A 21,764-nucleotide genomic window follows, 5' to 3' on the forward strand; every position below is an offset into this window, starting at 1 on the left:
AGACGACGGAGTTTTCGATGTTCATTTCCCCCGCTTACGCGCAGGCCGCCGGGGGCGGCGGCGGCAGCGACTTCATCATCCAGCTTTTGCCGCTGGTTCTGATTTTCGTCGTTTTCTACTTCCTGATCATCCGGCCGCAGCAGAAGAAGGTGAAGGACCACAAGGCGATGGTCGAAGCGCTGAAGCGCGGCGATCGCGTGGTCACCACGGGCGGCCTGATCGGCACGATCCAGCGCGTCGTGTCGGACCGCGAAGCGGTGCTGGAAATCGCCGACGGCGTGCGCGTGCGCATCATCCGTTCGATGATCGCGGAAATCACCGCGAAGACCGAGCCGGTCGCCGCCGACGACAAGCCGGAAAAGGCCGAGAAGAAGGCGCCGTCGGGCCCGACCTATTGGGAAATTCTGGGCGTGCCGGAAGGTGCGGGCCAGGCCGAGGTCGACACCGCCGCCGAGAAGAAGGCCGGCGACGCCGCCGCGGCCGAAGCGATCGAGACGCTGAAGGACCCGGTCAAGCGCAAGCTCTACGCGCGCCTGGGTCACGACGAGTACGTCTCGGCCGTCAAGGGCTGAGAATACCGACCCGCCGATGCTGTTCTTCTCGACCTGGAAGAAGTGGACGATCGCCGCCATTTGCGCGGCCGGCGTCCTTATGTCGTTGCCGAATTTCTTCGCCAAGCCCGGCTGGTGGCCGAGCTTCGTACCCTACACCGCGATGAATCTCGGCCTCGACCTGCGCGGCGGGTCGTATCTGCTGCTTGAAGTCGATATGCAGACGGTCGTGCGCGAGCGCCTGAACTCGATCCAGGATCAGGTCCGGGCGCGCATGCGCCAGGCCAATATCCAGATCGCGGGCGTTTCGGCGCGCGAGAACACGGTCGTGTTCCAGGTGCGCGACGCGGGCCAAGCGCCCGAAGCCGCGCGCCTGTTGCGCGAGATCGTGGTGATGGTCGGCGGCGGGGCCTTGGGCGGCGGCACGCCCGATCTCGACATCCAGACCCAGCCCGACGGCACCGTCACGCTGACGCTGACCGAAACCGCCTTGCGCGACAAGGCGACCCAGGCGATCCAGCAATCGATCGAAATCGTCCGCCGGCGCATCGACGAAACCGGCGTCAACGAACCGCAGATCGCGCGCCAGGGGGCGGCCCGCATTCTGGTGCAGTTGCCGGGCGTGGACGATCCGGACCGTGTGAAACGTTTGCTCGGCACGACCGCGCGGATGACCTTCCATCTGCTCGATCCGAATTTCGATCCCTATTCGGGCCAGCGCCCGCCGCCGGGCACGCTGCTGCTGCGCGCCGACAAGGACACGCTGCCCAACGGCCAGCCCGCGATGTACGCGGTGCGCCAGCGCGTGGAAGTGGAGGGGGCGAGCCTTACCCGCGCCTCGGCCGGCACCAATCCGCAATCCGGCGAGTGGATCGTCAATTTCGAATTCGACACGATCGGCGCACGCCGCTTCGGCGACGTGACGCGCCAGAACGTGGGCCGGCCTTTCGCCATCGTGCTCGACGACAAGGTGATTTCGGCCCCGGTGATCCGCGAACCCATTCTGGGCGGTCGCGGTCAGATTTCGGGCCGCTTCACCGCCGCCGACGCGCAGGATTTGTCCGTGCTGTTGCGCGCGGGCGCGTTGCCGGCACCTTTGACGATCGTCGAGGAGCGCACCGTCGGTCCAGATTTGGGCGCGGACGCGATCAAGGCCGGGATCATTTCGATCCTCGCCGGCGGCGCGATGGTTTTCATCTTCATCGGCTGGAGCTACGGCCTGTTCGGCTGGCTCGCCTGTATCGGCCTCGTGGTCAATTTGGCACTGACCGTCGCGTGCTTGTCGCTGTTGCAAGCGACGCTGACGCTGCCGGGTATGGCGGGTTTGCTGCTCACGCTCGGCCTGTCGGTCGACGCGAACATCCTGATCAACGAGCGTATCCGCGAGGAAGTGAAGGCGGGCAAGACGCCCTACGCGGCGATGGAAGCGGGCTACGCGCGCGCTTTCTCGACCATCGTGGACTCGAACCTGACCACGCTGCTCAAAATGCTGCTGCTGTTCGCTTTCGGCACGGGTGCGGTGCGCGGCTTCGCGGTCACCATCACGCTCGGCATCATCACGTCGTTCTTCTCGGCGACCGTCGTCGTGCGATTGATGATGGTCATGTGGCTGCGCGCGCGTAAGCGCGATCGCCTGCCGGTCTGAGGGGCGAGGGAACATCATGATCAAGCTCTTCCCCATGCTGCGCCTGGTGCCGGAGAAGACCGACATCAAATTCATGAAGGGCCGCTTTCTGGGCCTTATCGTGTCGGCGGTGCTGTCGATCCTGTCGGTCGGGCTCTATTTCTATCCCGGCATGAATTACGGCATCGACTTCAAGGGCGGCATCGTCATGGAAGTGCGCACGCCGCAGGACGCCGATTTCACGCGGATCCGCGCCGTGCTGTCGCAGCAGAACGTGGGCCAGGCCGGCTTGCAGCAATTCGGCGGTAATAACGACGTGCTGATCCGCCTGGAACGCCAGCCGGGCGACGAAGCCGCCCAGCAACGCGCGGTCGAGCGCGTGCGCGGCGCGTTGACCGAAGCCTTCCCCGGGCTTCAGGTGCGCCGTGTCGAGGCCGTGGGCGCTTCCGTCTCGCGCGAATTGTTCGTCAACGGGATGACCGCGATGGGGCTCAGCTTCGTCGCGATGCTGATCTATATCTGGTTCCGTTTCGAATGGCAGTTCGGCATCGGCGCGGTCGTCACGCTGCTGCTCGACACGACGAAGATGATCGGCTTTTACGTGATCACCGACTTCCAGTTCAATCTGGTGGCGATCGCCGCGATGCTGACCGTGATGGGCTATTCGATCAACGACAAGGTCGTCGTCTACGACCGCGTGCGCGAAAACCTGCGCAAATACAAATCCATGTCGCTGCGCGATCTGATCGACCTGTCGATCAACGAGACGCTATCGCGCACGATCGGCACCTCGGTCGCCTCGCTGCTCGCCACGCTGCCGCTCGCCTTGTTCGGCGGCGAAGCGCTGGAGGAATTCGCCTGGGCGATGGTGTTCGGCATTTTCCTCGCGACGTCCTCGTCGATCTTCATCGCCGCGCCCATCCTGCTGTTCCTGGGCGAGGACAAGCTGCGCCGCGGCCCGCCCCCTGGAAAGACGACCGAGGGCGACAAGACCGCTTCCCCCGCCACGCCGTAACGATGGCGGCCCCGCTTCCCGAACCGGGCGCGGAGCGTAAGCTCGTCGATGGCTATGGCGGCGGCGGGATTTCCATTCGCGGGACCGTCTATCGCCGGCCGATCGTCGTGCTGGGCGACCGCGTGCTCGATTGGCACTTCGCGGATATCGCGGCACTGACTCTCGCGGATTTCAAAGCGCTGCTCGATCTCGACGACAAGCCGAACATCCTGCTGCTCGGTATGGGCAAGCGCGGGTTGTTCGTGCGGCCGGATGTGCGCCAAGGGTTGCGCGACGCCGGGATCGTCGCCGATTTGATGGATACCGGTGCGGCGTGCCGCACCTACAATCTGCTGCTGGCCGAGGAACGGCGCGTCGCCGCCTGTCTCGTCCCGGTCTGAATTCCGCGCAAAAAAACGGGGCCCCGAAGGGCCCCGTTCCGTTTCGAACCGAATGTAAGGTTCAGTTCGTCGAGACGTTCTGCGCGGCCACCATGAAATAGAGCATGGGGATCGACAGCATCGTGTTGACGCGCGAGGTGATCATCGCCGTGCGCGCCGCCTTCTTCTTCGTGTCGGCGTCGGCTTCGACCATGCCCAGCGCGATCTTCTGGTTCGGCCAAATGATCATCCACACGTTATAGGCCATCAGCAGACCCAGCCACATGCCGATGCCGATCAGGCGCGACGGGCCCGCCTGCAGCGTCAAAGCCTGGACGATGTACATGTTCATCGACGCGAGCAGCAGGCCGGTGACGACCGTGGCCAACGCGGCCCAGCGGAACCAGAACAACGCCGTCGGCGCGATGACCTTGGAGACGGCCGGCTTCTGATCGTCGGGGATCTTCGGCATCGACGGGATCTGGACGAAGTTGAAGTACCAGAGCAGGCCGATCCACATCACGCCGCACAGCACGTGCAGCCAGCGCATGAAGAACGCGAACCATTGATGTTGGAAGTAGACAGAACCGGTCAACAGCGCCAGCACCACCGCGATGCCGACACCGTAGATGACGGCTCGTTCGAGCTTGTCGAGCCCGAGCTTCGCCAATAAATCGACCATTTTTCAAGACTCCGTCACGTTGGGCGGGCACCGTCATGCGGCGCCTCGCGGGGGATTGTCGCGGGCCGAGCGTGTCCTTGCAGGATGGCGCGCGAAACGGCTCGGCCCGACCGAATCGCGGACTCCATTGTCGGGGGCAGATCGGTTTGGGTCCAGTCCCCCGCCAAAAACAGATTCTGGGTCGCGGTCAGCGGGCCGGGCCGCAACGCCTCGGCGCGCGGCGTCAGGCGTAACGTGGCGCGCCGTTCCTTGACCGTGCGGTATGGCGGCACGGGAAAAGGCGGCTTTCCCAACGCCTTGGCGATTTCGCGCCAAATCAGCGCCGCGACCGCGTCGTTGGGCCGTTCGACGAGGTCGTCGGCCGCACTGACCGTCACCGACACCACGTCGCCGCGCGCGATCAGCCATTGCGCCGTGCCGCCGACGAGGCCCAGCAAGCGGGCCCCGCCGGGCAAGGCGACGGCTTCGTCCAAGCGGAAATGGACGTTGACGATCGGCGACATTTCTTGCGGCAGCTTCAAATCCGGCAGCAAGCGCGCGATAGCATACGGGGGTAGTGCCAGCACGACGCAGGCATCGCCGACCGAAACGTCGCCATCGGCGAAGCGCAAACCGGTGACCCGGCCGCCCTGGACCGACAGCGCCTCCAGCGGCACGCCGAAGCGGCGCGTCACGCCCATCCGCGCCAGCGCCAAAACGGCGGGGTCGATCAAAGCGGGCGTCAAGCCGTTGCGCGGCAAATAGGGGCGGCACGCGACTTCGCCCTTACCGAAGCTTTCCGCCAGCACGCGGGCGAGGGGCTTGGCCGCCGCTTCGCGCGGGTTCGTGTTCAGCGCCGCGACGCAAAGCGGTTCCCACAACGCCTGGAACAGCGGGCCGTCGGGATCGAGACGCCGCGCGACCGTATCGGTCTCGGACGCGAAATAGAGATTGAGCGCTTCGGCGTAATCGGCGGGCCGCGTTCCAGGCACGCGGCGCGACGGCGCCATGATCCACCACGGGATCGGCCCCGCGTTGGGGCGGATCGACCAGGTTTCGCCCGTCGCCAGATCCATGAACGGGAAGGCGGCGGGGGCGATCGCCTCCATCTCCGCGCGCGAACCGATGCGGTCGAGATAATCGAACACGGCCTTATTGCCGCCGAGCAGCACATGGCCGCCATTGTCGATCTCGCGCTCCAACACTTGATCGGCGAAGGACCGGCAGCGCCCGCCGGCTTGCGGGGCGGCTTCGTGCAGCGCGACGCGCGCACCCGCATCGGCCAAATCCAGAGCGGCCGACAATCCCGCAAGCCCCGCGCCGATCACATGAACATCGACGCCGATCATCGGCTTTTCCACAAGCCGATCGCGACGGCGCGCAATTTGGCAAAGCGGCTCAAGCGCCGTTCGCCGCGCAAGATCGCCGCCAGCAATGCGCGATATAGTTCGGTCATCACCAAAGCGGGGCGCAAGGCGCGCGTGTCGAGGCCTTTGCGCAGTCGCTCCGCTTCGGCCAGTTTCGCTTGCGCCGTGGCGGCGAGATCGGTGCCCGGCGGCACGTAATCGCGCCCGCGCGCGCGATCTTCGTCGATGTCGCGCAGGATATTGATGCGCTGGAACGTTTCGCCGAGCGTCGTCGCGTAATCATCGGCGCGCACGCCCAAGATGGCGAGAGTCAGCATGCCGATTGTGCCTGCGACGCGCCGGCAATACAGCACCAGCCGCGCCTCGTCATAGGCGCCGCCGTCAAGATCCATCTCTTGGCCGTCGATCAACGCGTCGAACTCGGCGCGCGGCAATTCGAAGCGCTTCACATAAGGCAGGATCGCGATCGTTTCGGCGCGCGTCGGTTGACCGCGATAAAGGGCGTCGATCTCGTCACGCCACCCGGCGACCGCTTGGCGCTTCGTCGCGAGCGGCGCATCGTTATCGGCCGCGTCGTCGATCGCGCGGGCGAGATCGTAGAGCGCGAACATGGCCCCACGCTGGGGCTCGGGCAGCAAGCGCATGCCCCAATAGAAGCTCGAGCCTTTGGCCCCCGACTTGATCTTTGCGCTCATCGCGCGATGCCGGCCCACAGCCCGGACAAGCCTGCGCCGATCTTGTCGAGTTTCGACAACGCGACGCGCTTGGCGAGCGGGTCCTGGCGGCGCAAACGGGCGGCGAGCTTATGCGAAATCGCGACGATCGCCGCCGCTTCCATCCGCATGCGCCGGTCCTTGATCGCGCCGGGCAGGGCGGCGGCTTGGGCGTTCAGCCCGTCCACGCGATCGAGCAGCTTGTCGTAAACGTCGCGCAAGGCGGGCGAGATTTGCGCGGCCAGCAGATCGCGTTCGGTGAGATCGGCACGTGCCAGCATATCGCCCGGCACGTAAAGCCGGCGCAGATTGAACCAATCCTCGGCGGCATCCTGAAGATGGTTTTCGATCTGCAACGCGGCGCACAGCGCGTCGGAGGCGAGCCATGTCTCGCGGTTCTCGCCATGCAGATCGAGCAAGAAACGCCCGACCGGTGCGGCCGAGTAACGGCAATAGGCGAGGAGGTCGGACCATGTCCGGCAATTGCGGCCCGACGCGTCGGCCTTGAAGGCTTGCAGCAAATGGCGGGCGTGGTCGATCGTCAGACCGCGCGCGTCGAGGATTTCGCGCAAAGCAACCGCTTCGGCCGGCCCGTCGCCGCCCAGCAGCGCCGCGTCGAATGCTTCCAGCAGCACCAGCTTGTCGGCGTTTTCGCGGTTTGGATCGTCGGCGATATCATCGGCCGCCCGGGCGAAGGCATAGAACGCGTGCACCGCCGCGCGATGGGCGGGGGCGATCAGCCAGGAGCCGACGGGGAAATTCTCGGTTTGGCGGGTTCTTGTCACAGGTCGATTCCGGCCGATACACCGTCTATATAGCACCCCATGTCGGACGATACCCTTGCCCATGCGGACCGCGAACTTCGCGGTTCCGACCCCGATCGCTGGCGCACGACCCTGTTCGCGCGCGGGGAACTGCGCGCCCGGCTGATCGCGGTTTACGCCTTCAACGCCGAAATCGCCCGGGTGCGCGAGACCGTGTCGGAAGCCATGTTGGGCCAGATCCGGCTGCAATGGTGGCGCGAGGCGCTGGACGAGATCGAGACGGGGGCGAAACTGCGCAAACATCCCGTGGTTCTGGCTTTGGCCGCCGCCCGGCCGGAATTCGCGCCGTTGCGCGCCGCCATCGACGCGCGCGAACGCGATCTCGACGATCAACCTTACGCGACGCTGGCGGAGATGATCGACTATGCGCGCGGCGTCGGCGGTTCGATCGCGCGCGCCGCCTATGGGCTGGATCACGCTTCGGCCGAGCTGATCGGGACGGCTTATTCGCTCGCCGGTATCCTGCGTGCGTTGCCGTTCTTCGCGCGCCAGCGCCGCACGCCGTTGCCCGCCGATTTGCTCGACGCCGCGAAGATCACGACCGATACGCTGCACGAGAACAAGGCAGGCGCCGCCTTGCGCCAAGTGATCGAGCCCATCGCCTTGCGCGCGCGGGAATTGTTGGACGAAGCCCGCGCGAACAAGCCGCCGCGCGATATCTTCGCCGCCGCCTTGCCGGGCAAGGTCGCGGCCCTGGCGCTCAAGCGCCTCGAAAAAGCGAATTACGATCCGTTCGCGCCGGTTTTACGCCAACCCGCACCCGCCGATATTTGGCGGCTGTGGCTGGCGCATTCATTGCGCCGCTTCTGACCGCCCCAGCCACGTATCGAGCGCTTCGGCCGCGCGATGGGCATGCGCCTTTTTGCGGTCGAAATGCTTCTTGCCCTTGGTCGGCACGTTCTCCAGCGGCGGGAACAGGCCGAAATTGCAATTCATCGGCTGGAAGGTCTTGGCGTCGCCCCCGCCGGTGATATGCGCGAGCAGCGCGCCGAAGGCCGTGACGGGCGGCGGCGGAACAAAGGGCTGGCCCAAGGCTTCGGCGGCCGCGAATCGTCCCGCGAGCAGACCGATCGCCGCACTCTCGACATAGCCTTCCACGCCGGTGACTTGGCCCGCGAAACGCAAATTCGGCCGGGCTTTCAGGCGCAAGCTAGGATCGAGCAAACGCGGCGAATTGATGAAGGTGTTGCGATGGATGCCGCCGAGCCGCGCGAACTCGGCGTTTTCGAGCGCGGGGATCATCCGGAAGACGCGGCTTTGCTCGCCGTATTTGAGCTTCGTTTGGAAGCCGACCATGTTGAACAACGTGCCCAGCGCGTTGTCTTGGCGCAGCTGTACGACGGCATAGGGGCGCCGCTCGGTCGCCGGATCGCGCAAGCCGACGGGCTTCATCGGCCCGAAGCGCAGTGTTTCGATCCCGCGTTCCGCCATCACCTCGATGGGCAAGCAGCCCTCGAAATAGGGCGTGTCTTTCTCCCACTCCTTGAACTCGGTCTTTTCGCCCGCGAGCAAGGCGGCGATGAACGCCTCGTATTGTTCCTTGTCCATCGCGCAATTGACGTAGTCCTTGCCGTCGCCCTTGTCCCAGCGCGATTGGAACCACGCTTTGGAAAAGTCGATGCTGTCCCGATGGACGATGGGTGCAATCGCGTCGAAAAAGGCAAGGGAGTCTTCGCCCGTCGCCTCGCGGATCGCTTGCGCCAAGGCGGGCGAGGTCAGCGGCCCGGTCGCGACGATGGTGCTGCCCCAATCCTCGGGCGGCAGGCCGGCGACTTCCTCGCGCCTTATTTCGATCAAGGGCTCGGCCTCGATCGCATCGGTCACGGCTTGCGAGAAGCCCTCGCGGTCGACGGCCAAAGCCGCCCCGGCGGGCACGCGATGCGCGTCGGCCGCCTTCAGCACCAGCGAGCCCGCAAGCCGCAATTCGCGGTGCAGAAGGCCGACGGCATTGGCTTCCCACTCGTCCGAGCGGAAGGAATTGGAGCAAACCAGCTCGGCGAATTTCGGCGTCTGATGCGCCTCGGTACCGCGAACGGGCCGCATTTCGTGCAGAATTACGGGTACGCCGGCCTTGGCCAGCGCCCAGGCGGCTTCGGACCCGGCCAAGCCGCCGCCCACCACATGTACGGGTTTTTGCGTCATCTGCTATTCTCATAGCCCCAGACGGAGTCAGGTTCAACGCATGCCGAAAACCTACAATCCCGCGACCATCGCCAAGCCCACGGGCCGCTATCAACACGCCATCGAGGTGAAACAAGGGGCCCGCACGCTTTATCTGTCGGGCCAGGTCGGGAATTTGCCCGACGGGTCGGTGCCCAAGACGATCGAAGCGCAGGCCGCGGCCGTGTGGGCGAATATCGGCGCCATTCTGGCCGATGCGGGCATGGGGTTCGCGGACCTCATCAAGATCACGATCCTGCTGACCGATAAGGCCTATATCCTGCCGAGCCGTGCGGCGCGCGACAAAGCTTTGGGCGATATCCGACCACCCGCGTCGACGCTGATGATCGTCTCGGCGCTCGCCAGCCCCGATTTCATGATCGAGATCGAAGCGATCGCGGCCAAGGAAGAATGATCCGCATCCTCGCATTCTGCCTTGGCTTGCTGGCCGGGCCGGTTTTGGCGCAAACGCCGGGCCCTGTGCCCGAGCGTTTGCCGCCGCCGGCCCCGCCGCCGCGCATCGCCGAGGATTTCCTGCAAGGCAAGGCGGAGTTCGCGAAGAACAATCTCGGCCCCGCTTATTTGCTGCTGCTGCCTTTCGCGCAGCGCGGCAATCCGGAAGCGCAATTCATCATCGGCAGCATTTCGGATACCGGGGGCGGGGGCATCGATCTGGACCCGCACGAAGCCGCCCGCTGGTATCGCATGGCCGCCCAACGCGATTGGGCGCCGGCGCATTATCGTCTCGCCAAATCCTACGCCGCCGGGCGCGGCGTGGAATTGTCGGCCGATCGCGCGCTCGATCATCTGCAGCGCGCGGCCGAACTCAACTTCACGCCCGCGATCCTGGATCTCGCCGGTTTGCTCGACGACGGGCGCGGCGTTGTCGCCGATCGCGAGAAAGCGTTCGCTTGGTACAAGCGCGCCGCCGATCTCGGCAATACCGAGGCGCGGTTCCTCGTCGGTGAACGCACCTATCGCGGCGACGGCACACCCGAGGATCGCGACCTTGCCAAGGAATGGTACGGGCTCGCCGCCGCGCGCGGCCATCCGGGCGCGATGTTCCGCTTGGCGCAGATCGGCTTCGGCCGCGACCAAGGGGTCGACTACCGCATCAACGCCTATTTCCAGCTGACCATGGCGATCCAGCGCGGCGGCCCGGCGATCCGCACGGAAGCCCAAGCGCTGCGCGATCAGTTGAACCGCAACATGATCGACGTCGATATCCAGGCGGCGATGCTGCGCGTGCGCAATTGGAAACCGTCGCCGCCGCTGCCCGGCGAGCCGATCGACCCCGAAGATCCCTATAACCGGCCCGAAGGCCCGCCGGTCACGCGCTAAGCGCGTTTCTTCGCCATACCGCCGCGCGTGAGATACGGCGCGAGGTATTTGCCGGTGAAGGATTCCTTCGTCTTGGCGACTTCTTCCGGCGTGCCCGATGCGACGATGCGCCCGCCTTTGCCGCCCCCCTCGGGGCCCAGATCGATCACCCAATCGGCGGTCTTCACGACCTCCAGATTATGTTCGATGACAACGATCGTATTGCCCTGGTCGACGAGGGCGTGGAGCACTTCGAGGAGCTTGCGCACGTCTTCGAAGTGCAAACCCGTCGTCGGCTCGTCGAGGATATAGAGCGTCTTGCCGGTCGAGCGGCGCGAGAGTTCCTTGGCGAGTTTCACGCGCTGCGCTTCGCCGCCCGACAGCGTCGTCGCCTGCTGGCCGACATGGATATAGCCAAGGCCGACCTTGACCAGCGTATCCATCTTCTCGCGGATCGCCGGGACCGCCGCGAAGAACGATGCACCTTCCTCGACCGTCATTTCCAGCACGTCGGCGATCGACTTATCGCGATACTTGATCTCCAGCGTTTCGCGGTTGTAGCGCTTGCCGTGGCACGCGTCGCACGTCACGTACACATCCGGCAGGAAGTGCATCTCGATCTTGATGACGCCGTCGCCCTGGCAGGCTTCGCAGCGCCCGCCTTTGACGTTGAACGAGAAACGCCCCGGCCCGTAGCCGCGCGCCTTGGCTTCCGGCAAGCCGGCGAACCAGTCGCGGATCGGCGTGAAGGCGCCGGTATAGGTCGCGGGGTTGGAACGCGGCGTACGGCCGATCGGCGACTGGTCGATATCGATCACCTTGTCGAGATGATCGATGCCCAGGATCGTGTCGTGCTCGCCCGCGATTTCGCGCGCCCCCATCAAGCGGCGCGCCAGCGCCTTGTAGAGCGTCTCGATCACCAGCGTCGATTTGCCGCCGCCCGAAACGCCGGTGACGCACACGAACGTGCCGAGCGGCAATTCGACCGACACGTTTTTGAGGTTGTTCGCCTTGGCGCCCTTGACCGTCAGCTTCTGGCCCTTATGGCCCGCGCGGCGTTGTTTCGGGATTGCGATCTGGTCGAACCCGGCGAGATAGCGGCCCGTGGTGCTGTTGGGATTGGCGATGATCTGGGCGGGCGTGCCTTGCGCGATGATCTTGCCGCCGTGAACGCCGGCCCCCGGGCCCATATCGACGACCCAATCGGCGACGCGGATCGCGTCCTCGTCGTGTTCGACGACGATCACCGTGTTGCCGAGGTCGCGCAGACGCTTGAGGGTTTCGAGCAGGCGATCGTTGTCCCGCTGGTGCAGGCCGATCGACGGTTCGTCCAGAACGTACAACACGCCCGTCAGGCCCGAGCCGATCTGCGAGGCCAAGCGGATGCGCTGGCTTTCGCCGCCCGAGAGCGTGCCCGACGCACGGGCGAGGGTGAGATATTCGAGGCCGACATCCACGAGGAAGCCGAGCCGCGCGTTGATCTCCTTCAAGATGCGGACGGCGATCTCGTTCTGCTTCTTGGTGAGTTGCGGCGTCAGCTTCTTGAACCAATTCGCGGCCTCGTCGATCGCGAATTGGCAGACTTCGCTGATATGCAGGCCGCCGATTTTGACGGCGAGGGCTTCGGGCTTCAAACGATGGCCGCCGCACGCCTCGCAAGGCCGCGCCGATTGGAAGCGCGAAAGCTCTTCCTTCGTCCAAGCGCTGTCGGTCTCGCGATAACGGCGTTCGAGATTGGGGACCACACCTTCGAACGGCTTCGTCGTCTTGTAGTCGCGCAGACCGTCGGAATAGACCATCGTCACCGGCTCGTCGCCCGAGCCGTGGAGAATGACGTTTCGCGCCTTGGCGGGCAGCTTCTCCCACGGCGTGTCGAGGTCGATCTTCAGATGCTTGGCGAGGCTCGCCAGCGTCTGGGCGTAGTACTTGTTGCTGTCCGACGCCCAGGGCGCGATCGCGCCGCCGTTGAGCGACAGGAGACCGTTGGGCGCGACCAGCTCGGGATCGAAATACTGTTTCTCGCCCAAACCGTCGCATGACGGGCACGCGCCGAACGGGTTGTTGAACGAGAACAGGCGCGGCTCGATCTCCGAGATCGTGAAGCCGGAGACCGGGCAGGCGAATTTGGAGCTGAACACCGTGCGCTCGCCATTGTCGGCGTTCTCGGCGAAGAGCAAACCGTCGGCGAGGCCCAGCGCGGTTTCGATCGAGTCCGCGAGACGCGGGCCCAAATCGGGCTTCACGACCAGGCGATCGACGACGATTTCGATATCGTGTTTGCGCTTCTTGTCGAGGGCTGGCACCGCGTCGATTTCGTAGAGCTTGCCGTCGACCTTGGCGCGCTGGAAACCCTTCTTCTGATACTCGGCGAGTTCCTTGCGGTACTCGCCCTTCCGGCCGCGCACGACGGGCGCCAGAAGATAAAGCCGCGTGCCGTCCGGCATCGCCAGGATGCGATCGACCATCTGCGTCACGGTCTGGCTTTCGATCGGCAGACCGGTCGCGGGCGAGTAGGGCACGCCGACGCGCGCGAAGAGCAGGCGCAGATAGTCGTAAATCTCGGTGACCGTGCCGACGGTCGAGCGCGGATTGCGGCTCGTCGTCTTCTGCTCGATCGAAATCGCGGGCGAAAGCCCCTCGATCGAATCCACATCCGGCTTGCTCATCAGCTCCAGGAACTGGCGCGCATAGGCCGACAGGCTTTCGACGTAGCGGCGCTGGCCTTCGGCATAGATCGTGTCGAAGGCGAGCGAGGATTTGCCCGAGCCCGACAAGCCGGTGATGACGACCAAAGAGTCGCGCGGCAGATCGACGTCGACGCCTTTGAGATTGTGCTCGCGCGCACCCCGGACGGCGATGCGCGGGCCTTCGAACAGGGCGCCGAGCGCCGTACCCGATGCTGATTTCGTGGACATGGGCGGAATATAGGGCGGGGGTCGCTTGTTTTCGACGGGCACGAGCGGCGCTGTGGATCGTTTTCTTCCGTCCCGAAACCTGTTATTTAACGCGAATGCATTTACTTATTTTCTCTCTTTTTAGTATTTTTCTGGCCGCGCCCGTTGCGGCGGAACCGGCACGTTTCGCGGGCTGCCGCGAGGTTTTTGCGGCCCAAACGCCGCCGGTCGAACGTCTCGATACGATCGAAACCTGCCGGCCCGGGCGCGACGGGGCGTCCTTCGCCGTCGCTTTTGCGCCAGCACGGCGCGCACCCGCCTGGGCGGGCTATTCGTTGACCCGCGCCCAGGCTTTGACAGGATCGCCGAGGCGCTTGGCGGATTTCTCGCCCGATCCCGATCTGCCGAAGGATTTGCAGGCGCGCGACGCCGATTTCCGCCGCTCGGGCTTCGATCGCGGGCATCTCGTGCCCTCGGCCGTGGCGGGGCGGCTGTCGCCCGGCGCCAAGATCGCGAGCTATTGGTACAGCAATGTCGCCGCACAGAACCCCAACCATAATCGCGGGCTGTGGGCGCAGGTCGAAGCCTGGGTGCGCGAACGGGCCAAGGAAACCGGCGAAATTCGGGTGATCGTCGGGACCGTTTTCGACGAGCACGCTGTCCCGACCTCAATCGGGGCGGGCGTGGCGGTGCCGAGTCATTTCTTCCTGACCGTTTACGCGCCGGGCGACGCCAAGCTCGCCACGCTGATCGCCGAAAACGGCCCGAACGCGACGGAGGATTGGCGGGCGCTGGACGATCTCGCCCCCCGATTGCGCGCGCTGGAGGCCCGGATTTCCGAGCTTTTGCCGGCCGAGCGGCGGCCGAACGTCCGCGGGACGCTCGACTTGGACTATTGGGCCTTGCGTAGATAAGGCGGCGAGTGCAATTTCCCGCTTCGTTCTAGCTGGGAGTCGCACATGGCCGGATCCGTCAACAAAGTCATTCTCATCGGCAATCTCGGGCGCGATCCCGAAGTGCGCTCGATGAACAACGGCGGCAAGGTCGTGAACCTGTCGATCGCCACGTCCGAAACCTGGCGCGACAAGAATTCGGGCGAACGCCAGGAAAAGACCGAGTGGCACCGCGTGGTGATCTTCAACGAGAAACTGGGCGAAGTCGCCGAACGCTTCTTGAAGAAGGGCTCCAAGGTTTATGTCGAGGGTGCCCTCCAGACCCGCAAATGGACCGACCAGTCGGGTGCGGAGAAATACTCGACCGAAGTCGTCCTGCAGCGCTTCCGCGGTGAGCTCACGATGCTCGACGGCAAGGGCGGCGGCGGGGGTGGTGCTGGCGGCGGCGGCGACGATTACGGCGACGATTACGGCGGGGGCGGCGGCAATGGCGGCGGTGGCCGTTCGTCGGGTGGCGGCGGCGGCGGTTCGCGCAAGCCCTCCGGCCCGATCGACGACGATATTCCGTTCTGAGCTGTCTCGATGCCCTTCATCAATATCAAGATGACCGCCGGTGCGACGAAGGAACAGAAGTCGCAGATCGTGCGCGAATTCACCGATACGCTGGTGCGCGTGCTGGGCAAGAACCCGCAGAACACGCATATCGTGATCGACGAAGTGACGCGCGAAAATTGGGGCCATGCGGGCATTCTGGTGAGCGACCGGCCCAAGGCCTGAGTGCGGCTTTCCCGAATCGAAAACGGGCCTCGATTGCAGCGCAATCGAGGCCTTGTTTTTATCCCCAATCCGCGGCCAAATTCGCGCGTGATTTCAGCGGGTTGCGCGCCGGTTTTCGGCGTTGTGAGCGCATGTTGCGATTGCTAGACTCCCGCTTCGTTTTCGCCCTCGTTTTGTAGACTGGCCCGTGACCGAAACAGCGCCTCCCAACGTTCCCGGCCCCACCGATATTTCGCCCGTCTCCATCGAAGACGAGATGAAGCGCAGCTATCTCGATTACGCGATGAGCGTGATCGTGAGCCGCGCTTTGCCCGATGCGCGCGACGGTTTGAAGCCCGTGCATCGGCGCATCCTGTTCGCGATGCAGGAGGCGGGCTACGACTGGAACCGCCCGTATCGCAAATCGGCCCGCGTCGTCGGCGACGTGATGGGTAAATATCACCCGCACGGCGACAGCGCGATTTACGAATCCATGGTCCGCATGGCCCAGGATTTCTCGATGCGGCTGATGCTGATCGACGGCCAGGGCAATTTCGGCTCGATGGACGGCGATCCGGCGGCGGCGATGCGCTACACCGAAGCGCGCCTCACCAAGGTCGCATCGCTGATGCTGGCGGACCTGGAAAAAGACACCGTCGATTTCCAGCCCAACTACGACGACAGCTCGCAAGAGCCCACGGTCGTCCCGGCGGTGTTTCCGAATTTGCTGGTTAATGGCGGCTCGGGCATCGCCGTCGGCATGGCGACGAACATCCCGCCGCATAATCTGGGCGAAGTGATCGACGCGTGCTGCGCCTATCTCGCCGATCCGGCGATCTCGCTCGACAAGCTGATCGAACTCGTTCCCGGTCCCGATTTCCCGACCGGCGGCATCGTGCTGGGGCGCGGCGGTATTCGCGAAGCCTATCGCACCGGCCGCGGCTCGGTCATCGTGCGCGGCCGCGCGAATGTGGAGGAAATCCGCAAGGATCGCGAGGCGATCGTCTTCACCGAGATTCCCTACCAGCAGAACAAGGCGCGTCTGCTGGAGCGCATCGCCGAATGCGTGAACGAGAAGATCATCGAAGGCATTTCCGATCTGCGCGACGAATCCGACCGCGACGGCGTGCGCGTGGTGATCGAGCTGAAGCGCGACGCGAACGCGGAGATCGTGCTCAATCAGCTCTACAAATACACGGGCCTCCAGACCAGCTTCAGCTTCAACATGCTCGCCCTCAACCGGGGCAAGCCGGAGCTGATGGGCCTAAAGGAATTGATCCAGGCCTTCGTCGAGTTCCGCGAAGAAGTCATCACGCGCCGCACGCGCTTCGAATTGCGCGAAGCGCGCAAGCGCGCGCATATCTTGATCGGCCTCGCGGTCGCGGTCGTCAATCTCGATCCGGTGATCGAACTCATCCGTAAGTCGCCCGATCCGGTCGTGGCGCGCGAACGCCTGCTCGAACGCGATTGGCCGGTCGCCGATATCGCGTCCTATATCGAACTGGTCGGCGAGCCGGGCCGGGGCGTGATCGACGGCACCTACAAGCTGTCGGAAGAGCAAGCCCGCGCGATCCTGGAATTGCGCCTGCAACGCCTGACCGGGTTGGAGCGCGACAAGATCCTCGGCGAGTTGAAGGAGATCGTCGACAAGATCGCCGATTTCCTCGACATCCTCGCCTCGCGCGAACGTCTCTATTCGATCCTGAAGGCCGAGCTGATCGCGATCCGCGAGGAATTCGCCGACAAGCGCCGCACGACCTTCGAAGAAGGCGACGGCGATCAGGATATCGAAGACCTGATCGCGCCCGAAGACATGGTCGTGACGGTCACCCATGCGGGCTACATCAAGCGCACGCCGCTTTCCGCCTATCGCGCGCAACGGCGCGGCGGCAAGGGCCGCGCCGGCATGGCGACGCGCGAGGAGGATTTCGTGAGCCAGGTCTTCGTGGCGAACACGCACGACCCGGTGCTGTTCTTCACGAATAAGGGGCTTGTCTTCCGGCTGAAATGCCATCGCTTGCCGCTGGGCAACCCGCAAGCGCGCGGCAAGCCGATGGTCCAGCTTCTGCCGCTGGCCGACGGCGAAACGATCGCGACCGTGCTGCCCTTGCCGCGCGACGAAACGCTGTGGAGCAGCCTCAACATCATGTTCGCCACGTCGGCGGGCAATGTGCGGCGCAACGCGCTATCGGATTTCGAGAACATCATGGCGAAGGGCAAGATCGCCATGAAGCTGGAGGAAGACGGCGAGCGTCTGGTCGCGGTGCAGCCTTGCACCGAGCGGCAGGACGTCGTGCTGGCCACGCGCTTAGGCAAGTGCATCCGCTTCCCGGTGACCGACGTGCGCGTCTTCGCCAGCCGCAATTCGACCGGCGTGCGCGGCCAGAAACTGGCCGCGGGCGACGAGATCATTTCGATGACCATGCTGCGTCATATCGAGCTCGATACGGCCGAGCGCGAGGCGTATCTCAAAATGGCCCGCGCGCGCCGGGGCGGGGCCGACGATACGGCCGAAACGGCGGCGCCGGACGACGGCGAGGCGGCGGCCGCGCAGGCCGTGACGCTGAGCGAGGAACGCTATGCCGAGCTCGCCGAGGCCGAGGAATTCCTGCTGGCGATCACCAGCAAGGGCTTCGGCAAGCGCAGCTCGTCCTACGAATATCGTCAGACCGGGCGCGGCGGCTCGGGCATCGCCAATATCGAACTGACCGAGAAGAACGGCGACGTCGTCGCGTCCTTCCCGGTCGCCGAGGGCGATCAGCTGATGATCGTATCCGACGCCGGCACGCTGATCCGCACGCCGATCGACGATATCCGCATCGCGCGCCGCCAGACCCAGGGCGTTACGGTGTTCCGGGTGGGCGAGGGCGAGCGCGTGGTTTCCGTCGCGCGCCTGGGCGATCTGGGCGGCGACGAAGCCAATGGCGAGATCGCCGACGGCGCCGAGGGGAGCGGGGGCAAATGAGCAAGCGCATCGGCATTTACCCCGGCACGTTCGATCCGGCGACCAACGGCCATCTCGACATCATCCATCGCGGCACGGCGCTGGTCGATCGCTTGATCGTCGGCGTCGCGGTCAATCCCGGCAAGGGCCCGCTGTTCACGCTGGACGAGCGCGTGGCGCTGGTGAAGCGCGAGGTCGCGGCGCTGCCGCTTTCGGAAGCCGCGCGCATCGACGTGGTGCCGTTCGAGAGCCTGCTGATGCAGTTCGCCGAGAAGGTCGGCGCCAAGATCATTCTGCGCGGGTTACGCGCCGTCTCGGATTTCGAATACGAGTTCCAGATGGCGGGTATGAACAAGCGCCTGGGGCCGGAAGTCGAGACGGTGTTCTTGATGGCTTCGGAAAGCCAGCAATTCATCTCCTCGCGCTTCGTCAAGGAAGTGGCGCGCCTGGGCGGCGATATCTCGCATTTCGTTTCGCCTAGAACCGTCGCGGCGGTGCGTGCGAAGCTCGCCGGTCAGCCGATCGACGCGGAAACGCCGACGATCCCCACACTCGCCCCGCGCGCACCCCTCTAAATCGGGCGCCTCAGCCCAGCAGCAGCTTGGGCAGCCATAGCGTCAAAGCGGGAATGTAGGTCACCAGACCGAGCACGATCAGCATCGGTATGTAGAAGACCATGATCGATTTGGAGACTTGCTCCATCGATACTTTGCCGATGGCGCACCCCACGGCGAGCGTCGGCCCGACCGGCGGCGTGATCAGCCCGATGCCCAGATTGAAGATCATGATGATCCCGAAATGCACGGGGTCGATACCGAATTTCGCGATGATCGGCAGGAAGATCGGCGTGCAGATCAGCAGCATGGGCGCCAAATCCATGAACGTGCCCAGCGCCAGAAGCAGGACGTTCATGTAGAACAGGAACGTGTATTTGTCCGACGAGATCGCGACGAAGAATTCCGTCGCCTTCGCGGGGATGCGCATCAGCGTCATCATGTAGGCGAAGGCGACCGAGAAGCCGATCATGATCATGACCATGCCGACGGTGCGCACGACGCGGCCGATCAGATGCGGCAATTCGCGGATCTTGTAGTCGCGATAGATGAACACGGTGACCAGGAACGCCCAGATACACGCGACGGCCGCCGATTCCGTGGGCGTGAAGATGCCCGACAGGATGCCGCCCAGAATGATGATCATCGTCACGAGGCCCCAAACGGCTTCGTAGGCGATGCGTCCCGCCTGGCGCAGCGAAATGACCTCGCCCTTCGGGTAGTTGCCGCGATGGGCGATGATCAGGCACAGGATCATCAGCGACAGGCCGAGCAGCAGGCCCGGAATGACACCCGCCATGAACAGATGCGCGACCGAGACCGATCCGCCGGCGGCCAGCGAATAGATCACCATGTTGTGCGAAGGCGGAATCAGCAGCGGCTGCAACGCGCCCGAAATCGTCACGTTGACCGCGAACAAGCGCGGATAGCCCTGCTTGACCATCTGCGGAATCATCACCGAGCCGATCGACGCGGTGTCGGCGACGGACGAGCCCGAAATGCAGCCGAACATCGTGGACGCCAGGATGTTCACCAGCGCCAAGCCGCCGCGGATGAAGCCGACGAATATCTTGGCGAGATTGACGATGCGCGCCGCCATCCCGCCTTCGGCCATGATGGCGCCCGCCAGGATGAAGAACGGAATGGCGAGCAGGGGGAAATCGTCCATGCCGTCGGAGGTTTTCAGCGCGATCGCTTCGAGCGGAATATCCATCCATAAAGCGGCGCAGATGGCCGATAGGCCCAGCGCATAGGCGACGGGCACGCCCATCAGACAGAAAACGACGAAGCCGCCGAGCAATACGAGCGCGTCCATGTGGTGCTGTCCCCGGAGTTATTCGGTCGAAACGGTCTCGCGCGGGTCGTCGTCGACCTCGATCGCGGGGAAGAAATCGCCCTTCATCACGCGCTCGACCACCAGCAGCGCCGTGACGGCGCCGGCGATCGGCACGGGCAAATAGGAGACGCCGACCGACATGATCGGGAATTCGGCGATGCTCTGATACCAGGTCGTCTGCACCAGCTTGACGCCGTACCAGAGCAGGAACAGCCCGGTCGTCAGCATGCAAAGCTCGACGGCCAGACCGAGCATGTATTTGGCGCGCCCGCGCAGCAAATCGGGAACGATGTTGACGCCGATATGCCGGTGCTCGCGATAGCAGATCAGCGCCGACAGGAACGACAGCCAGATCATCATCAGGATGGCCAACGGTTCGGGCCACGACGACGCGCTGTTGAGCACGTAGCGCGTGAACACGCCCCACGGGATGATCAGGGTGATGACGACGAGGGCGACGCCCGCGAGAAACACGCTCGTTTTGTGTAGCGCGTCCATCGCGCGGAAATAGGTCTCACGCATACGTTCGGCCGCCGGTAACGGAAATGGAGCGGGGAAGGATCGGTCCGGCGGCGTTGCCGCCGGACCGTGCCCTTGCGGACGGACTTAGTTGACCGCCTGGATGCGGTCGATCAGCGCCTTGTGCTGGCCCGCGTACTTGTCCCAAACCGGTTTGACCGCGTCCTGGAACTCCTTCTTGTTCGGCACGGTATTCATCACCACGCCGGCGGCGAGCATCTTGCGGGTCGCTTCCTTCTCGGCCTCGTACCACAGCGCGCGCTGCTCGAGTTGGGCCTCCTTCGACAGACGCGCGACCAGCGCGCGATCGTCGGCCGACATCGCGTTCCACTGGCGCTTCGAGAAGACCAGGATTTCCGGGATCATCAGATGTTCGGTCTTCGAGAAGTACTTGGCGTAGCGGTAGTGCTGGCCGCTGTCGTAGCTGGGTTCGTTGTTCTCGGCGCCGTCGACGACGCCGGTCTGCATGGCGTTGATCAACTGGTCGAAGCCCATCGCCACGCCGTTGCCGCCCAGCGCGTTCATCGTATCGACGAACAGGGGGTTGCCCATCATGCGAATCTTGAGGCCTTTGAGGTCCGAAACCTGCGTGATCGGGCGCTTGGAATTGTAGACCGAACGCGTGCCCGCGTTCATCCAGCATAGGCCGATCAGATTGGCCGTCGGATGGTCCGACAGCTTCTGCATGATCTCGGAGCCGATCGGACCGTCGATCACCTTCTCCATATGCGCGGCGTCGCGGAAGACGAAGGGCAGGTTGAAGACGTTCATTTCGGGCACCAGCGGGCCCATCGGGCCGACCGAGATGCGCGCGATGTGCAAGGCGCCGACCTGGGCCTGCTCGATCATTTCTTTTTCGCCGCCGAGCTGCATCGAGGGATACATCTCGACCGAAATGCGGCCGTTGGTGGCGGCTTCGAGCTTCTTGCCCATGCGCACGACGGCTTCGACCGTCGGATAGCCGAGCGGGTGGACGTCGGTCGCCTTCAGCACCAGCTTGGATTGCGCGCGGACCGAACCGGTCGTGGCGACGATCGCCGACGCGGCGGCGGCCGTCATGAATTGGCGGCGTTTCATCTTTGGATCTCCTCCCTGTGACCGGACGGGGGATCCCGCCGGCCGGTTATCGAGCACGTTTGGCGTATTGGTTACGTCGTACTTGTTTGAGTCGCGACCCGTCGTTTGCGGCGGGTCGGAACTTCGTGCTAAAAATTTGTACGATGACCCGACAACAAAAGTCCAGCACCGTTTCGGCCGGCGTGGCGGCGAATACA

General features: G+C 64.5%; 21 protein-coding genes. 12 read left to right on the plus strand and 9 right to left on the minus strand.

The genetic code is table 11. From position 1 onward, the window contains the following. Positions 1-17 precede the first annotated feature (17 nt). From yajC to J0H39_09560, 4 genes are read left to right on the plus strand one after another with little or no spacing between them, the layout of a single operon-like run. The gene (gene yajC, locus J0H39_09545; GenBank protein ID MBN9496990.1) at positions 18-572 is read left to right on the plus strand and encodes a preprotein translocase subunit YajC; all 555 of its coding nucleotides are present in this window, start codon (positions 18-20) and stop codon (positions 570-572) included. Positions 573-588: 16 nt separating this feature from the next. Beyond that, positions 589-2,196 (plus strand): protein translocase subunit SecD, encoded by a 1,608-nt coding sequence (gene secD / locus J0H39_09550; GenBank protein ID MBN9496991.1) that lies wholly within the window; start codon positions 589-591, stop codon positions 2,194-2,196. 16 nt (positions 2,197-2,212) lie between these two features. Next, positions 2,213-3,190 (plus strand): protein translocase subunit SecF, encoded by a 978-nt coding sequence (gene secF / locus J0H39_09555; protein ID MBN9496992.1) that lies wholly within the window; start codon positions 2,213-2,215, stop codon positions 3,188-3,190. A 2-nt stretch (positions 3,191-3,192) separates the two neighbouring features. After that, on the plus strand, positions 3,193-3,570 hold the full coding sequence (locus J0H39_09560) for an Mth938-like domain-containing protein (protein MBN9496993.1): 378 nt from the start codon (positions 3,193-3,195) through the stop codon (positions 3,568-3,570). Between the two features lie 61 nt (positions 3,571-3,631). Here the strand turns inward: J0H39_09560 and J0H39_09565 are convergent, their stop codons facing one another. From J0H39_09565 to hpnC, 4 genes are read right to left on the minus strand one after another with little or no spacing between them, the layout of a single operon-like run. Continuing rightward, positions 3,632-4,231: a urate hydroxylase PuuD gene (locus tag J0H39_09565; GenBank protein MBN9496994.1), complete on the minus strand. Its 600-nt coding sequence runs from the start codon at positions 4,229-4,231 to the stop codon at positions 3,632-3,634. 14 nt (positions 4,232-4,245) lie between these two features. Continuing rightward, positions 4,246-5,559 carry an FAD-dependent oxidoreductase gene (locus tag J0H39_09570; protein ID MBN9496995.1) on the minus strand — a complete coding sequence of 438 codons (1,314 nt, stop codon included), beginning with the start codon at positions 5,557-5,559 and terminating at the stop codon, positions 4,246-4,248. Further along, positions 5,556-6,272 carry a squalene/phytoene synthase family protein gene (locus J0H39_09575; protein ID MBN9496996.1) on the minus strand — a complete coding sequence of 239 codons (717 nt, stop codon included), beginning with the start codon at positions 6,270-6,272 and terminating at the stop codon, positions 5,556-5,558. The genes J0H39_09570 and J0H39_09575 overlap by 4 nt, the downstream gene beginning before the upstream one ends. Continuing rightward, complete coding sequence (gene hpnC, locus J0H39_09580; protein MBN9496997.1) at positions 6,269-7,138, minus strand: squalene synthase HpnC; 870 nt, start codon at positions 7,136-7,138, stop codon at positions 6,269-6,271. Before hpnC ends, J0H39_09575 begins: the two co-directional genes overlap by 4 nt. Here hpnC and J0H39_09585 point away from each other — a divergent pair. Next, a complete protein-coding gene (locus J0H39_09585; protein MBN9496998.1) occupies positions 7,115-7,924 on the plus strand; it encodes a squalene/phytoene synthase family protein in 810 nt (269 codons plus the stop codon). The two genes, hpnC and J0H39_09585, sit on opposite strands and share 24 nt — an antisense overlap. Here J0H39_09585 and trmFO read toward each other — a convergent pair. Beyond that, a complete protein-coding gene (gene trmFO / locus J0H39_09590) occupies positions 7,907-9,256 on the minus strand; it encodes a methylenetetrahydrofolate--tRNA-(uracil(54)-C(5))-methyltransferase (FADH(2)-oxidizing) TrmFO (protein MBN9496999.1) in 1,350 nt (449 codons plus the stop codon). The two genes, J0H39_09585 and trmFO, sit on opposite strands and share 18 nt — an antisense overlap. Before the next feature lie 40 nt (positions 9,257-9,296). Here trmFO and J0H39_09595 point away from each other — a divergent pair, with 40 nt between their 5' ends. Together J0H39_09595 and J0H39_09600 are read left to right on the plus strand one after the other, a co-directional pair. Next, a complete protein-coding gene (locus J0H39_09595) occupies positions 9,297-9,689 on the plus strand; it encodes a RidA family protein (protein MBN9497000.1) in 393 nt (130 codons plus the stop codon). After that, the gene (locus tag J0H39_09600; GenBank protein ID MBN9497001.1) at positions 9,686-10,615 is read left to right on the plus strand and encodes a sel1 repeat family protein; all 930 of its coding nucleotides are present in this window, start codon (positions 9,686-9,688) and stop codon (positions 10,613-10,615) included. Before J0H39_09595 ends, J0H39_09600 begins: the two co-directional genes overlap by 4 nt. On the opposite strand, the gene uvrA is transcribed toward J0H39_09600, so the two are convergent. Then, positions 10,612-13,509 (minus strand): excinuclease ABC subunit UvrA, encoded by a 2,898-nt coding sequence (gene uvrA / locus J0H39_09605; protein MBN9497002.1) that lies wholly within the window; start codon positions 13,507-13,509, stop codon positions 10,612-10,614. The genes J0H39_09600 and uvrA overlap by 4 nt on opposite strands. A 95-nt stretch (positions 13,510-13,604) precedes the next feature. Between uvrA and J0H39_09610 the strand changes: the two genes are divergently transcribed. From J0H39_09610 to coaD, 5 genes are all read left to right on the plus strand, one after another. After that, positions 13,605-14,402: a DNA/RNA non-specific endonuclease gene (locus tag J0H39_09610; GenBank protein ID MBN9497003.1), complete on the plus strand. Its 798-nt coding sequence runs from the start codon at positions 13,605-13,607 to the stop codon at positions 14,400-14,402. Between the two features lie 45 nt (positions 14,403-14,447). Next, complete coding sequence (gene ssb, locus J0H39_09615) at positions 14,448-14,954, plus strand: single-stranded DNA-binding protein (GenBank protein ID MBN9497004.1); 507 nt, start codon at positions 14,448-14,450, stop codon at positions 14,952-14,954. Positions 14,955-14,963: 9 nt separating this feature from the next. Then, positions 14,964-15,158: a 4-oxalocrotonate tautomerase family protein gene (locus tag J0H39_09620; GenBank protein ID MBN9497005.1), complete on the plus strand. Its 195-nt coding sequence runs from the start codon at positions 14,964-14,966 to the stop codon at positions 15,156-15,158. A 256-nt stretch (positions 15,159-15,414) separates the two neighbouring features. Further along, positions 15,415-18,102 carry a DNA gyrase subunit A gene (gyrA, locus tag J0H39_09625; GenBank protein MBN9497006.1) on the plus strand — a complete coding sequence of 896 codons (2,688 nt, stop codon included), beginning with the start codon at positions 15,415-15,417 and terminating at the stop codon, positions 18,100-18,102. Continuing rightward, complete coding sequence (coaD, locus tag J0H39_09630; protein ID MBN9497007.1) at positions 18,099-18,656, plus strand: pantetheine-phosphate adenylyltransferase; 558 nt, start codon at positions 18,099-18,101, stop codon at positions 18,654-18,656. The genes gyrA and coaD overlap by 4 nt, the downstream gene beginning before the upstream one ends. A 10-nt stretch (positions 18,657-18,666) precedes the next feature. On the opposite strand, the gene J0H39_09635 is transcribed toward coaD, so the two are convergent. The 3 genes from J0H39_09635 to J0H39_09645 form a co-directional block, all read right to left on the minus strand. After that, on the minus strand, positions 18,667-19,950 hold the full coding sequence (locus J0H39_09635) for a TRAP transporter large permease (protein MBN9497008.1): 1,284 nt from the start codon (positions 19,948-19,950) through the stop codon (positions 18,667-18,669). A gap of 18 nt (positions 19,951-19,968) precedes the next feature. Continuing rightward, positions 19,969-20,493, minus strand: a complete 525-nt coding sequence (locus J0H39_09640; protein MBN9497009.1) for a TRAP transporter small permease — start codon at positions 20,491-20,493, stop codon at positions 19,969-19,971. Between the two features lie 84 nt (positions 20,494-20,577). Beyond that, on the minus strand, positions 20,578-21,567 hold the full coding sequence (locus J0H39_09645; protein ID MBN9497010.1) for a TRAP transporter substrate-binding protein: 990 nt from the start codon (positions 21,565-21,567) through the stop codon (positions 20,578-20,580). Between the last annotated feature and the right edge of the window lie 197 nt (positions 21,568-21,764).

The organism is Alphaproteobacteria bacterium (assembly GCA_017308135.1).
GTDB lineage: Bacteria > Pseudomonadota > Alphaproteobacteria > CACIAM-22H2 > CACIAM-22H2 > Tagaea.

Bases quoted from the DNA above. Each gene is read 5' to 3' on its own strand.
- yajC (MBN9496990.1), top strand. From the start codon at position 18: ATGTTCATTTCCCCCGCTTACGCGCAGGCCGCCGGGGGCGGCGGCGGC.
- secD (MBN9496991.1), top strand. From the start codon at position 589: ATGCTGTTCTTCTCGACCTGGAAGAAGTGGACGATCGCCGCCATTTGC.
- secF (MBN9496992.1), top strand. From the start codon at position 2,213: ATGATCAAGCTCTTCCCCATGCTGCGCCTGGTGCCGGAGAAGACCGAC.
- J0H39_09560 (MBN9496993.1), top strand. From the start codon at position 3,193: ATGGCGGCCCCGCTTCCCGAACCGGGCGCGGAGCGTAAGCTCGTCGAT.
- J0H39_09565 (MBN9496994.1), bottom strand. From the start codon at position 4,231: ATGGTCGATTTATTGGCGAAGCTCGGGCTCGACAAGCTCGAACGAGCC.
- J0H39_09570 (MBN9496995.1), bottom strand. From the start codon at position 5,559: ATGATCGGCGTCGATGTTCATGTGATCGGCGCGGGGCTTGCGGGATTG.
- J0H39_09575 (MBN9496996.1), bottom strand. From the start codon at position 6,272: ATGAGCGCAAAGATCAAGTCGGGGGCCAAAGGCTCGAGCTTCTATTGG.
- J0H39_09585 (MBN9496998.1), top strand. From the start codon at position 7,115: ATGTCGGACGATACCCTTGCCCATGCGGACCGCGAACTTCGCGGTTCC.
- hpnC (MBN9496997.1), bottom strand. From the start codon at position 7,138: ATGGGCAAGGGTATCGTCCGACATGGGGTGCTATATAGACGGTGTATC.
- trmFO (MBN9496999.1), bottom strand. From the start codon at position 9,256: ATGACGCAAAAACCCGTACATGTGGTGGGCGGCGGCTTGGCCGGGTCC.
- J0H39_09595 (MBN9497000.1), top strand. From the start codon at position 9,297: ATGCCGAAAACCTACAATCCCGCGACCATCGCCAAGCCCACGGGCCGC.
- J0H39_09600 (MBN9497001.1), top strand. From the start codon at position 9,686: ATGATCCGCATCCTCGCATTCTGCCTTGGCTTGCTGGCCGGGCCGGTT.
- uvrA (MBN9497002.1), bottom strand. From the start codon at position 13,509: ATGTCCACGAAATCAGCATCGGGTACGGCGCTCGGCGCCCTGTTCGAA.
- J0H39_09610 (MBN9497003.1), top strand. From the start codon at position 13,605: ATGCATTTACTTATTTTCTCTCTTTTTAGTATTTTTCTGGCCGCGCCC.
- ssb (MBN9497004.1), top strand. From the start codon at position 14,448: ATGGCCGGATCCGTCAACAAAGTCATTCTCATCGGCAATCTCGGGCGC.
- J0H39_09620 (MBN9497005.1), top strand. From the start codon at position 14,964: ATGCCCTTCATCAATATCAAGATGACCGCCGGTGCGACGAAGGAACAG.
- gyrA (MBN9497006.1), top strand. From the start codon at position 15,415: ATGAAGCGCAGCTATCTCGATTACGCGATGAGCGTGATCGTGAGCCGC.
- coaD (MBN9497007.1), top strand. From the start codon at position 18,099: ATGAGCAAGCGCATCGGCATTTACCCCGGCACGTTCGATCCGGCGACC.
- J0H39_09635 (MBN9497008.1), bottom strand. From the start codon at position 19,950: ATGGACGCGCTCGTATTGCTCGGCGGCTTCGTCGTTTTCTGTCTGATG.
- J0H39_09640 (MBN9497009.1), bottom strand. From the start codon at position 20,493: ATGCGTGAGACCTATTTCCGCGCGATGGACGCGCTACACAAAACGAGC.
- J0H39_09645 (MBN9497010.1), bottom strand. From the start codon at position 21,567: ATGAAACGCCGCCAATTCATGACGGCCGCCGCCGCGTCGGCGATCGTC.